Here is a 12,795-nt window from a genome sequence, read left to right as displayed (position 1 = left end):
AAGGTTTAATCAAGGTGCTTATGTGAAACGTGTCTTAATCATTGAAGACGATCTGGATGCTGCGAATGTACTTGAGGCATATCTTAAAAGGGATCAGTTCCATACCTCGATTGCCAGTGACGGGCAACGTGGTATGGATCTGGTCTTCAGCTGGAAGCCCGATATCATTCTCCTTGATGTTATGCTGCCATCTATAAGTGGTACTGATGTCCTGCTTGCAGTACGACGCCGCAGCGATATCCCGGTAATCATGATCACCGCCATCAGCGACGGGGCGGATAAAATCAGTGCGCTTCGTTACGGCGCCGATGACTATGTGGTTAAACCTTATAATCCCGGAGAAGTCGTCGCACGCGTTCATGCTGTCCTGCGTCGTTATGCCGGGCAACGTAGCGGAGATATCCTCCAGTTCAGAAATATAAAAGCTGATATGGACTCCATGATAGTTGTCGTGGAAAAAGAAGGCGGCACCCCGCAGCCGCTTGAGTTGACCCCAACAGAACTGGCACTTCTGATGACGTTCCTGAAGTCGCCATCTAAGGCCTTCACGCGCCAGGCATTACTGGAGGCCTGCCTCCCGGAAAGCGATGCCCTTGAGAGGGTGGTTGATACGCATATTTATAATTTGCGTAAAAAGCTCGAAGCTGCGGGTCAACCTGATCTTCTGATTAATGTCAGGGGCATTGGTTACAGGTTTGCTAACTCATGAACAGAAAATTGCGTATTCAGAAAAGTGAAAACAGCTCTCTGTGGAACTGGATATGCCGTAAGGTTATTTCGCTGGCAGTAGGCAGCATAATCCTGATTTCTTTCTGCATGTGGCTGCGCTTTTACATTGATAACAAGTGGCACGAGTACAGAATGCCTGTTGAGGTCAGGGCCGAGCTCGCTGAGTTAATTAAAAACCCTTGGCTAAATATTAACCGCTATCACGCGATTATTGATCAATGGTATGGCGTGGACTACTGGAAGCCAGAATTAGGGATCACTGACTGGCTAATTCTGGCTGTACTCGTCCTTATCGTAATGCCCATCATTTTCACACTGACGCTGAGAACAGCACGCCCTCTGTCAAAGCAGATAAGTGCCCTTGCTAATGCAGCTAAATCTGTTGCTCAGGGTAGCTTCGGCGCAAAAGTAAAAATCCCGGATAATCTTCCTCTGGAATTACGTAGTCTCAGCGAAAATTTTAATGGGATGTCGATGCAGCTTGAGCGTTATGAAAAGGATCTAAAAAAATCACATGTTGCCATGGCCCATGAACTTCGTTCTCCGTTGACCGCAGCCACAGGAAGACTCCAGGGCATGATTGATGGTGTATTTGAGCCCAGCGAAACCCAGCTGAAAATGGTCATGCAGCAACTTAACGAACTGAATCGGCTGGTTGAAGATCTGCATTTGCTGAAGCTTGCTGATGCCGGCCAGTTAAATCTGAGCATGATACCCGCCGGTCTTAATGAGATTGTCAGGGAAAAAATTGCATGGATTACACCTTCTGCAGAGAAAGCGGGCGTATCCATCAGACACAACCAGAATATGATGCTGAGCGGAGTAGCAGACCCCTATCGTTTAGGACAGGTTTTCCTGATACTGATGGATAATGCATTACGCTATGCAGCTGATGGTGGCGTGCTTGATATCAGTTACGACGCCACTCCAGATACCGTTTCGGTTATTTTCAGGGACAAAGGTCCTGCCGTTCCGGATGAGCTGCTTGAAGATATTTTCACCCCATTTGTTCGCGAAGAGGTTTCACGATCCAGGCATTCCGGGGGCTCTGGCCTGGGGCTTTCTATTGCCCGGGCGATATGTGAAGCGCATGGAGGGCAGTTGGAGGTAGAGAAAAATAAAAAAGGTGGACTTGCTTTCAGGGTATCGTTGAGGAAGTCTTAAATTTTTGACCGTTGATGATCCCTTTACGCCAGGCCAACAGAATCTTGATAATCCACTGATTAAATACATGGTAAACGGGAGTTTACCATGTGGGCTTTTCTTGAATGCGTCAGTTCTGCTTTTCATAAAATTAATGAGATAAACGCCTGCATAATAGCAGGCGCGATTTTTGGCTTTTTTATTCAGTTAGTTATTATTGCTTTATGGGAGGCAAATTCTAACCGAGTCAAAAGAAAGTAAACCGGTAGAGGAGTTATTAACATTTAAAAGCAGATAACTTTTCCTGTTTTCGCTGTGTCGGCCCACCTTAATTTATATTCCCAGTCTTTCTCATAAAGCCCTATTGAAAATACCATTTCTTTATCCTGCGTAGTGCATAAGTTACGCGCATCTGAAATATTGGCCCACATCAGCATACTGCCCGGGCTGAATGCTGAATATTTAGGGTCAACACCACCATTTGGCACGTCAAAATACACCATGTTGTCACTGTTCGCACTGAGTACCAGATCAATAGCGCAAGGCGTATCAGCATAAAACAACACGTTACCGAAAATCAGGTGCGGCACGGCGGATAGCAGCTCTTCAATCTTTTCTTCCTCATAGCAGCGGACAGAATCAGCAAACCGCAACTTGAACAGACGGACATATAGACTGGCTATCTCTTTGGGTGACATATCTGACAGGCGGTAACATTTTCCCCCCATGCCTATGAACTTCCTTAATTCTCCGTTTCGCTTCTTGATGGTTTTACCTGAAAAAGAAGTTTTAACCCGGCATATACTGCGCTTCGTTCTGTAGAAAAATGCAGAATTCAGGATGTTATCACGGTGGCGTGATGACAAACGGTTTGTTTTATCAGGGAGCCATATTTTTTGATCTGCCGATACCGGTAGCATGACTTCATCGAAGGATACTGGATACTCCCGCCATACATTCAAGCCCACTTCATTATTATCAACAATGAAATAGGCAGCGACAACATCACCATTTTTATAATATTTCCAGAATGAAAATCCTCGCTGACCTTTCCTCATAAAGAACTCAACAATATCAGGATGCATATTAACGCTGCCACCAAATCTCTGGTATGTTTCAGCATAAACGTCATAACTACAGGGCTTCCATCCTGATATTGAATGTTTCAGACTCATGGTAATAACCTGATATAAATATTAATTATTAAATCGAATCATCCCCACCCAGGATGGTAAATACTTTCACCCCCTGAATAAGGTATTTGAGACGAGCATTAGCATTTTGCTTACGAACAGCAAGCAGCTCATTGTTTTTTTCCAGTAGAGTTGCGTTGCTTATCTGACCAGCGTTCCGCGTTGCTTCAGCCATTCGGTATTGTTCTTTGACAGTATCAAAGATACCGGATGTCTGGATGGTTTGCTTTTTCAGGGATGCCTGTCCTGCAAGAGCATCAGATGCATCCCTGAACGCCTGTTGTATTGCTTTCTGATAATTGACGATCTCAATTTTCTTATTCAGCTCGGCCAGACTGAGGTTGGCCTGGTTCTTACCCCCATCGAAAATGGGAAGATTGAGCGTAGGAATAAAGCTCCAGTTAGCAGTGCCACCCGCAAGTAATTTACCCATATCAGCCGTGGATGATCCGCCTTCAGCGGTGATAGAGATCGACGGGAAAAATGCCGCTCTTGCCGCGCCTATACTGGCATTGGCAGCTTTCAGCTGGTACTCAGCGGCAATAATATCGGGACGTTTGAGCAGAACCTCTGATGGCGTTCCTGCTTTAATTAACGGAAAAGCCCAATCATGCTCAGGTGACACATTCAGCAGAGAGTCAGGTAGCTGGGTGCCGACAAGAAACTGAAGCGAGTTTAAATCCTGTTGCGCCTGCGCCTCTGTCTGGTTCAGTTCTGACTGTGCGTCGTTTACCGCACTATCAGCGTCCATAACCGCATTTTTAGTCATGTCTCCGGCATTAAAGGCTTGCTGTTGCATGTATCGGAGCTGCTGGACATTGTCCAGCTTCTGACGGGCAATACTGATGTTTTCCTGGTCGGTGATATAGATCAGATAGGCACTGACCACCTGCTCAATGAGGCTGATCTTAAGGGCTCTTGATGAGGCTCCCGCTGCAAGATATTCATTGAGGGATGCTTCCCTGAGGCTTCGCAAACGCCCCCAGAAGTCCACTTCCCAGGAAGCTGAGACCAGTTTAACGTCGTATTGATGATACGTTACCGAACCGGTATCAACAGTATCAAAGATCCCTGCAGGCTCATGAGCTGCGGTTTTTTCTGCGGTCAGGCTAACTGCTGGCAACCAGGATAGTCTTTCTACCCCGTACTGCACACCTGATTTTTTCAGGTTCAGTGCAGAAAGTTCGAGGTCCTTATTATTGTCGATGGTCAGTTTTATCAGTTGCTGCAGCTTACTGTCTTTGAAAAAAGGCCCGTTTGCTGCCGTTGTATGCATACCTTCAACAGAAGTGTCTTTATGTGACCAGGCTAATGGCACGGGGGCTTCCGGTCTCTGATATGCCGGTGCCATTGTGCAGCCTGAAAGTAGTAAAGAGGTCATCACCGTAATGGCTGACACACGAAGTTTGATTGATACCGGAAACACCATTTTTACTCCTGTTGCCTGTTAAGTTTTCTGCAGACCTCCAGGTGTGCCCGCCAGGATAATTATCCCGAACTCTGTCAATGAACAATCAAGGGCAATACAAGGGGGATGCAATACACCCCTGTTTTTTCGGGAAATGAGCGAGGATTGACCATTTCTTGATAATCCCTGAAATGTTCCTTGTTCTTTATGCGGTTAGATGCGGATATTAAATTTACTGAGATCCCGCGTAATGGCATACCCAAAACACTCCTCAAAACGTCTTCACCCGTTTTTAAGTCGATCACCGGCAGTATTGTTAGTTTGCATGGCAATGACCCTCGCCGGATGCGATGAAGCCGTGCATGAAACGTCTCAACCACGTCAGGTCCGCACCTGGGTGGCATCGCAACAACCTCTGCCAGCCTCTTCATGGACAGGTATTATTGAACCTGCGGCTGAAGTGAGTTTGCAGTTCCGTCTGGATGGCAGGCTCGCCACCCGCCCCGTTGATGTGGGTAGCAGAGTAAAAATGGGACAGGTTGTTGCCACACTTTCCGGTTCGCAAAGTAAAGAGGATATGGCGGCTACACTTGCGGAGTATCAGGAAGCGCTGGCGGCTGAGCATAAAGGCAGACTGGAGCTGGAGAGGATACAAAAACTCTATACCATTGGCACTGCGTCGCGCGCGCAGCTCGAGGATGCCAGGGCAACCATGGCAACGCTGACAGCCCGAAGAGTCCGGGCTCAGGCACAAAAATCTGGTGCACTAAATGAATCTGGTTTCAGTTCTCTGACGTCTCCTTTTAATGGTGTGATCACCCTGTATACACCCTCTGTAGGACAAAATGTCACGGCAGGCCAGGACGTCATTAAAATTGCCTCTGATACTGCGGAGGTTCAGTTTAGCGTTCCCGTTCAAACAAGTTCACGTCTGCATACTGGCGATACTGTGTTGGTTAATACAGACCAGGGGGACGTTAAAGCACATGTGCGCTATATCTCCCCCACACTGGATGACATCACACGTACCAGCCTGGTGCGGGCGACCCTGGAAACCACAGACGCTAAAAATGTATTCGGTCGGGCTGTAACTGTCGGGCTGAAGACCTCAGACCAGTTATATTTCCCGGTACCGGCGTCATCCCTCACTCGTTCAGGCAACCATCCTGCCGTTTTTGTTGTTAAACCAGGAACCAGTAATCTTGAATTACGGTCAGTTGTGATCGAACGCTATACCTCAGATAAAGCATGGGTGTCCAGTGGGCTGACGCAGGGAGAACGCGTAGTGTCTGCGGGTACCAATACGCTGGAAAATGGTGAAAAAGTGGCGTTTGTATCCGGAGAGACGAAATGAATACCGGTAAATTTAATCTCTCTTCATGGGCAATCGCACACCAACAGCTAGTCAGCTTCCTGCTGCTTATCATTATGGTCGGTGGCTATCTCTCTTTCACCTCGTTATCACGCGATGAAGATCCCGCGTTCACTATTAAGACCGCCGTCATCAGCGCACAATGGCCCGGAGCAACACCGGAAGAGATGGTCAGTCTGGTGACTGATCCTATTGAGAAATCCGTGCAGGAATTGCCGTGGTTTGACAGCGTAGAAAGCCAAACCAGAAATGGTTCAACCGAAGTGACGCTAAATCTCCGGGATGATACGCCGCCTGAGCAAGTTAAACCTGTCTGGCAGCAGTTGAGGAAGAAAATGCAGGACATAACTGCGCTGCTTCCTGAGCAGGTCACCCCTCCTGTTGTTAATGATGAATACGATGCTACTTACGGCACGATTTTTGGGATCACAGCTGACGGTTTCACTCTCACCGAAACGCGGGAGATGGTCGATAACATCCAGCGTCAGCTCCGGACCGTTAAAGATATTGGAAAAACAATACAGGTAGGCATTCAGACGGAACAGATCGTGCTGAGTTTCTCAGCGCGCCAGATAGCATCAATGGGCATTTCACCTGATGACATCATTGCTGCGATCAGACATAACAATGCCGTAACCCCGTCAGGTACGTTACGGACAAAGAACGATCGTGTAAGTGTTGATGTTACCGGGGCTCAAATGACCGAGGAAGCCCTGAAGCATATCCGTCTGACTGCAGGCGGTCGCACGGTTGCCCTGACCGATATTGTCAGCATAGAGAGAACGCGGGATGGAACACCTTCTCCATTGTTCCATGTGAATGGACAGCCCGCGATGGGAATTGCCGTCGCTATGCTACCGGGCGGGAATATGCTGCAGTTCGGTCACGATCTCGACCTGCAACTGGAAAAAATCAAATCCGCTCTTCCCCACGGCATAAGCATAACAAAGATTGCAAACCAACCTGCCATTGTGGATGAGGCCGTTGATGGCTTTCTTCATGTACTTATGGAAGCGATTGTCATCGTTCTGGCTGTTTCCTTTGTATCACTTGGTTTGCGCGCAGGGCTGGTCGTTGCTGTTGCAATTCCAATTGTGCTGGCACTTACATTTACAGGCATGGATCTGGCCGGAATAGGTCTGCAGCGTATATCTCTGGGAGCTTTGATCATCGCGCTAGGATTACTGGTAGATGATGCCATGATCACGATAGAGTCCATGATATCCCATCTTGAGAAAGGGGAGCCTCTGCGGAAGGCAGCATCAAGTGCCTTCGTCAAAACGGCATTTCCAATGCTTACCGGAACACTGGTGATGATTGCCGGTTTTATCCCGGTAGGGTTCGCAAAGTCGATGGCAGGAGAATACTGCTACTCCCTGTTCGCGGTGATCTTTATCTCGCTGATCAGCTCATGGGTTGTGGCAGTCCTTTTCTCACCGCTGAGTGGTGTCTGGCTTCTTTCCGGTGCAAAGATTCGCCCTCATGATGAAAGTAAGGGACGTTTATCACGCGCCTACGAGTCCCTCATCGAACTCACTCTTAAACACCGGATGGCCGTCACACTCTCGTCAATTGCATTACTGGGATTATCTGTCTGGAGTAGCCAATGGCTGAAAAGCGAATTCTTCCCGGTATCTGACCGTCCGGAACTTCTGATTAGTCTGACATTACCCGAGAACAGCACACAGCAGCTAACGGAAAGGGAAACTCATCGTCTTGAAGAAATCCTCAACAAAGAAGAAGGCGTGAAACAATATTCCAGCTATATAGGTACTGGAGCTGTCCGTTTTTATCTTCCTATGGATCTTATGTCAGATGCCGAGAATATTGCCCAGTTAGTTGTCGTGGCAAAAGACCTGGAATCCCGTAACGCCCTGCAGACAAAATTATCGGCGATCCTGCGTGACAGGTTCAGCGATATAGTGACGCGCATCTCGCCTCTGGAACTGGGGCCGCCGGTAGGATGGCCGTTGAAGTACAGGGTCAGCGGCCCTGACTTCAACCAGACTCGTCTTTATGCACGCCAGCTATCAGCAATGATGGCCAAGGATCCGCGTGTAACCGGGCTGAATCTGACTGCGGGAGATCCCCAGCGTTCGGTTGCAGTGAATGTCAATCAGGCTTCTGCAAGTATGGCCGGCCTGACGACAGAGCAAATATCTAATGTTCTGAATATGTTTTATAGCGGATTACCGGTGACCGAACTGCGAGAACAGAATCACCGTACGGATGTTGTGCTACAGGGAAGTGAGGTGGATCGTAAGAATTTATCCGGCCTGGAAGGGACTCTGATTACAACCCCAGACGGGGCGAAGATACCGCTTTCGCAGGTAGCCTCTTTCAGCTGGTATCTTAAAAATCCCATGATCCAACGACGTGATCGCGAAACTTCTGTTACCGTGCAGGGGGATGTGAATAGCGGGCAGAATGTCGATAGTGTGGTCAGCGACCTGGCACCTGCCATAGAGCAATTCAGACAAAAACTTCCTGTCGGTTATACCGTTGCAGTCAGCGGTGCGTCTGAAGAGTCAGACAAAGGGAATGATTCACTGATGTCGGTTCTGCCTGTCACTGTAATTATTATGCTTGGTGTGATGATGGTACAGCTGCAGAGTTACTCACGCGTCGTTCTCGCCACACTCATGGCTCCGTTCGGTTTTATCGGTGTCGTAGGTGCTCTTTTGCCAACAGGAACGCCATTAGGATTTGTGGCTTTACTGGGTGTCATTGCGCTGAGCGGCATGATCATCCGTAATGCCATTATCCTGATTGCAGAAGTAGATGAAAATCTTAAGGCAGGACTTAGCAATACCGATTCCATTCGTAATGCCGCCCTGCATCGGGCAAGGCCGATTATGCTTACAGCCTGCGCGGCAATTTTTGGCATGATCCCTATCGCGAGACAGGTTTTCTGGGGGCCCATGGCGTTCGCCATCATCGGCGGACTGGTTGCTGCAACGTTCTTCACACTTACTCTGCTTCCTGCATTGCTGAGTTACCTGCTTGAACATGAGCGCAGAGGACAACAGGAAGGACAGTAAGACAACTCTGGCTCCGGAACGTGCCATGGCCTCGAGGCCGTCCGGAGCCAAATCAAGATGACGAAAAGATTACGAGCGATGCATTTCAGGGTGAGAGGTTGTCGTTTAAAGGAGGGTAACGTCTGATTTTTAAGTCATAGCACTATCACCAAACTTTGAATGATGCCAGCTTAACTGGTAGTGCTAGGCTGTTAGATATAACTTACGTAATTATAACAAATTAATTTTATTGTGAATTTATTTCTTTTTCTATCTGACTTAGAACCCCATTCAATGCCGTAATGCCTTGAATGTTTTTATCATTATAATATGTCTCATTAACCATTCCTGCCTGCTCAAGATTTGTCAGCGCTACATATGCCTGATGGACCTGGCTATGCTCATCAAAAATGTCTTTTGAGTTACTGTCATTAACGTAGCTGCTTTTTAAAAGGGTGGTCAGGTTATTAATATAAGACATGTTTTTAGAGTGGAAATAATTCAATAACATCTGATTGTTATCTCTGGAGTTATTTTCCCTCTGAACTACAGGAATTTGTAGGGATTTAACCTTTGATATTACTCTAGGCTCTTTGCTGCTGCATGACATTAAGAAGACAGAAATAAATAACGCCATAGGAATATTGATAAATTTCACTTTTGCACCTATCATGACCATCACAAATTAAAATACCTTTTTAAAAAACAACGCTACATCTATAAAGAGGTCGTTTCCACACTATCCAGGCGCAAATGATGCAGTTTCCTTATCAAGATCGAATCAAGAGTTTATCAACATAAAATCAATTAGCATTATATGACCTGCTAACCGAGAAAAAATTGATTTTTTTATTTTGTGTTTTTTAATGTTGTACTTATTTTGGTTGGCATCAAACATAAGATGCTTCCAGAATTTAGACATTTTTTTTAATTAAAATATCACTACCCGCCTAGCTCTGAGTTTTATCAGGAATGCCATCCTTCTTCCATGGCTTCACGTCACTACTAGTGATCGCTTCGGCCAGCAGATAGCACGATTCTTGCAGAGGGGATTCGGCCTGTTGACCCTGCAAAAAACGCAGTACGTCACACTTGACCTCAAACAGGTGCGGTAGATAGAACTTTATAAGCCAGAACAGCTAAAGTTGGCAATAGCGTCCGCTGTTCGCTCACTGCGGACCTTCATCTCAACAAGTTCGTCTGCCCTGTGCCAGAAGTAGAAGTTGCTAACAATACCGCATCTTCATCAACATAGGGCTGACTGGTCATTGCCAGCCCAAACCAGTGCCATTCCTTCACTTGCTGTGACGAACGTTTTAAAACCGAATGTTGCTGTAAATCAATCTAAATCGGCAGATAATATTTGTATCAAGACAATGAGTTTACGGGCCTCTTCTGGCGTAATTAACCAGTAATCCGTCATTGGAAATCCAAACAGGCTTAAATTTAACTGAATCATCAGGAGAGGACTGTTCTCATACTCCTCATACCCAAGAGTTTTTGGTGGCTTGCTAATATACCGAAACTGTTTTGTAGCAGAAGCACTGGTTGCAACTTGTCTCTTCGATTTATCGCTATTATTAAACTTAACCTCTTCACTTTGCATCTGAGGTTGGTCGAGTGCTGACCATGCAATAAAGTCACTGAAAAGGCTGATAATTTCCGGTGTGTTTTGCTTTGTCACCTCAAATACGTTCATATAGCCTGAGTCTGCTGACAAAGAACTGAATGACAATGTGTAACTTTTATTATTGTATGTCGTTGAATATATTGTGTCTGCAAGGAATACGCAGGTGCCATTTCTCGATTTGTACACAATATTATCTTGATTGTAATAGCATAAATTGTGGCTCAAGCCTTTGTAATGGTCTTTATTTAAAGAACACCCGGACAGTAATATTACTGATAAGAATGTAACGGTAATTTTAAGATGTCGCATCATTCATCCAATGAAGTTAAAAAAGTGACAAATACTATTTGGAAATATCTTTGTTCCTGTTCAGATGTATGACTGAACAGAAGTTGTCAGTATTAACGGCAGGTTGAAGTAAACCTTTAATGTGGGAATCCGAATGACATGAAATACGCTGTTTTCGCCGGAGTTCTGCTCAAGCCGCACCGCTCCGTCGTGCCGGGATTTAACCCGCTATCGCACAACATCCAGTTTTTTTACCAAGCAGAACCCCGGCCTCCCATTACCCACCTCAGCGCGCCGTTATATAAGGCTCCTTCACAAACTCCGCCAACAGCCAGACCATATCATGCAGTAGCCCGATGAGTTCTTTCACCACGCTCGCAGGCAGTGTCCCGCCTATCACCGCCAGCGTTAACGCCACAGCATAATCCACCTGCAACGCCGTCTCCTGCCAGCAGTCCGGCACGCAGGAAACGATCTTCTCCCCCGCGATGAGCCGTTCAACCAGATGTGGGGGAAGTTCCGTATCGCAACGTTCACGCAGGCGTTTAAGCAGCGCCAGCAAACGCTCGCAAAGAATGGAAAAGGTCACGGGATCGTCAGTTTCAACCAGCACGCTCACACAGGCGGCGCAGGTGTCAGCCAGTTCGAAGAGATCTGAGGAATCGCAAAGCTGAAGATTGATGAGGTGGTGAACAGCGCTTTCTTCAGAGAGCGCATAAGAAAAGTTAGGTGTAGTAGCCATTTAGCATCCTCGTTGTGCAAAAAAATGTCATGTTATGCTAACGGGTTCCTACGCCCGGTTACGGATGTGCCGCAACGCAGGCACTTTACGACCGTGAAGAAGGGATGAAAAGGGATGCCTAAGAATTACATAAGGTTGCTTGCAGGTTTGCGAGGCGGCTTCCAGAAGGGCATTGCCGGGTGGCGGTTACGCCTTACCTGGCCTACAAAACCAAACACCAAACCTCCCCGCGACACGAACCGTAGGCCCGCGCAAGCGCAGCGCCGCCGGGCACAATTTGCACCGCCGTAACTCCTTACGCAGACCTTTTCATTTTGAGCAACACTTCCAATAACGTCTGAGTTGCTCGGGAGGATTTGCTCGCCGCCGAACAAACCACCCCAAACTCACGGTACAGCGAAGGCGTCACGGGCACGACGCACAAACCGCGTAATTCATCCGGCAGAGCGGATTCAGGTATCAGCGCAACGCCCATGCCTTCGCGCACCAGCAGGCAGGCGCTGATCCAGTCCCGGACGGTCACCCGCACGTCAGACAGCTGCAAGCCAGCCTGTTCCATCAGGCTTTTTCCATTGACGGCGCAACCGCCGGTTGCGAGCACGAAGGGCTGGTCTGCCAGTTCCTCAAGGGTGATGCCCCGCGAACGCGCATAACGAGCCTGACGGTGACTGGCTGGCAGCACCGCGACCCACGCATCTTGTCCCAGGAGCGCTTCAGCACGCCCGGGAACAGGGTTCATTACCACGCCCAGATCAACCGTATCTGCCGCCAGCCACTCTTCGACTTCCTGGTCCGTCCCTTCCAGTACAACCACCTCGATTTCAGGATGCAGGCGCTTAAAATCGCGCAGTAGTCCGGGCAAAAATGTGGATGTCACCGAAGGAAAACTGGCAAGACGAATGCGCCCGCCGCTCAGCCCCCGGCTCTCATCCGCCAGTGCACGGATGGCATCCAGCCGCGCCAGCATACTCCTTGCTTCTTTGACAACCTGCTCGCCCAGGGCAGTCACGCCGATGTGGCGTCGCTCTCGCGTGAATATCGCAAATCCTAATGAGGCCTCTAACTGAGCGATCGCCTGGCTGGCACCCGACTGCGTCATGCCAACCTCTTCAGCGGCACGAGAAATATTACTGGCATCGGCCACTGCAACCAGTAAGCGCCAGTGTAAAAGATTCATCATGGGTATCAGTAGCTCAGCTAATGGCTAATTTATGAATCATTAATTTTACAGCGAGATCGGTTTTAAGCACAGTGATGCAAACCGAATCTT

At 47.8% G+C, this 12,795-nt stretch carries 10 protein-coding genes; 4 read left to right on the top strand and 6 right to left on the bottom strand.

Features of this window, described 5'->3' with window-relative positions:
* Nucleotides 1–22 precede the first annotated feature (22 nt).
* Nucleotides 23–709 carry a response regulator gene (locus JGF26_RS04815; protein WP_134707630.1) on the top strand — a complete coding sequence of 229 codons (687 nt, stop codon included), beginning with the start codon at nucleotides 23–25 and terminating at the stop codon, nucleotides 707–709.
* On the top strand, nucleotides 706–1,893 hold the full coding sequence (locus tag JGF26_RS04810) for an ATP-binding protein (RefSeq protein WP_134707263.1): 1,188 nt from the start codon (nucleotides 706–708) through the stop codon (nucleotides 1,891–1,893). Before JGF26_RS04815 ends, JGF26_RS04810 begins: the two co-directional genes overlap by 4 nt.
* Before the next feature lie 263 nt (nucleotides 1,894–2,156).
* Here JGF26_RS04810 and JGF26_RS04805 read toward each other — a convergent pair whose 3' ends face one another.
* Nucleotides 2,157–3,047, bottom strand: coding sequence for a Mig-14 family protein (locus JGF26_RS04805; protein WP_134707264.1), 891 nt, complete (start codon nucleotides 3,045–3,047; stop codon nucleotides 2,157–2,159).
* A 28-nt stretch (nucleotides 3,048–3,075) separates the two neighbouring features.
* Nucleotides 3,076–4,494 carry an efflux transporter outer membrane subunit gene (locus JGF26_RS04800; RefSeq protein ID WP_134707265.1) on the bottom strand — a complete coding sequence of 473 codons (1,419 nt, stop codon included), beginning with the start codon at nucleotides 4,492–4,494 and terminating at the stop codon, nucleotides 3,076–3,078.
* A gap of 304 nt (nucleotides 4,495–4,798) precedes the next feature.
* Here JGF26_RS04800 and JGF26_RS04795 point away from each other — a divergent pair, with 304 nt between their 5' ends.
* Nucleotides 4,799–5,827: an efflux RND transporter periplasmic adaptor subunit gene (locus tag JGF26_RS04795; protein WP_167587141.1), complete on the top strand. Its 1,029-nt coding sequence runs from the start codon at nucleotides 4,799–4,801 to the stop codon at nucleotides 5,825–5,827.
* A complete protein-coding gene (locus tag JGF26_RS04790; protein ID WP_134707267.1) occupies nucleotides 5,824–8,886 on the top strand; it encodes an efflux RND transporter permease subunit in 3,063 nt (1,020 codons plus the stop codon). Before JGF26_RS04795 ends, JGF26_RS04790 begins: the two co-directional genes overlap by 4 nt.
* Nucleotides 8,887–9,112: 226 nt before the next feature.
* Here the strand turns inward: JGF26_RS04790 and JGF26_RS04785 are convergent, their stop codons facing one another.
* The 4 genes from JGF26_RS04785 to JGF26_RS04770 all read right to left on the bottom strand — a co-directional run bounded on the left by JGF26_RS04785 (nucleotide 9,113) and on the right by JGF26_RS04770 (nucleotide 12,705).
* Nucleotides 9,113–9,547, bottom strand: coding sequence for a hypothetical protein (locus JGF26_RS04785; protein WP_134707268.1), 435 nt, complete (start codon nucleotides 9,545–9,547; stop codon nucleotides 9,113–9,115).
* A gap of 657 nt (nucleotides 9,548–10,204) precedes the next feature.
* Complete coding sequence (locus tag JGF26_RS04780) at nucleotides 10,205–10,564, bottom strand: hypothetical protein (protein WP_028019542.1); 360 nt, start codon at nucleotides 10,562–10,564, stop codon at nucleotides 10,205–10,207.
* Nucleotides 10,565–11,069: 505 nt separating this feature from the next.
* Nucleotides 11,070–11,525, bottom strand: a complete 456-nt coding sequence (locus JGF26_RS04775; protein ID WP_134707269.1) for a hypothetical protein — start codon at nucleotides 11,523–11,525, stop codon at nucleotides 11,070–11,072.
* A gap of 295 nt (nucleotides 11,526–11,820) precedes the next feature.
* Nucleotides 11,821–12,705 (bottom strand): LysR family transcriptional regulator, encoded by an 885-nt coding sequence (locus JGF26_RS04770; RefSeq protein WP_134707270.1) that lies wholly within the window; start codon nucleotides 12,703–12,705, stop codon nucleotides 11,821–11,823.
* Between the last annotated feature and the right edge of the window lie 90 nt (nucleotides 12,706–12,795).

The sequence above is a fragment of the Enterobacter sp. E1 genome (assembly GCF_016809815.1).
In the GTDB taxonomy this organism is placed as follows: Bacteria; Pseudomonadota; Gammaproteobacteria; order Enterobacterales; family Enterobacteriaceae; genus Enterobacter; species Enterobacter adelaidei.
Note: the sequence above shows the minus strand (reverse complement) of the source record. Positions and strands in the feature narration are given on the sequence as shown.